1 protein-coding gene is annotated in these 233 nt (G+C 62.2%); it reads right to left on the bottom strand.

Annotated features, from left to right (window positions below; all coding sequences use genetic code 11):
• Positions 1–37: 37 nt before the first annotated feature.
• A partial coding sequence (locus O4H31_RS19625) for a hypothetical protein (RefSeq protein ID WP_269348192.1) occupies positions 38–233 on the bottom strand: 196 nt, incomplete at its 5' end.

The raw sequence follows: 233 nt of genomic DNA, 5'->3' as shown, positions 1-233 counted from the left end.
CTCATTATCTTCTCCTCTGTCCGGAAACGCGTCGCGCTCAAGCGAGCAAAGTTGCGGCCATCGGCGCCACTGCAGCCACCAGAGCGGTATTGCTGCTCGCCCACAGATCGCGCGCCAGCCGATCAGGCACCTGCCCCTTGAACTTTCCACTTTTGATATTGGCGACGAACCCGGCGACCTCGCCGGCATCGAGCCGGGCCTGCGATATCTTTCGAAGCGACGCGCGCAAGTCC

The sequence above is a fragment of the Sulfitobacter dubius genome (assembly GCF_027214245.1).
Taxonomy (GTDB): domain Bacteria; phylum Pseudomonadota; class Alphaproteobacteria; order Rhodobacterales; family Rhodobacteraceae; genus Sulfitobacter; species Sulfitobacter dubius_A.
This window is presented reverse-complemented; position numbering and strand designations above follow the sequence as displayed.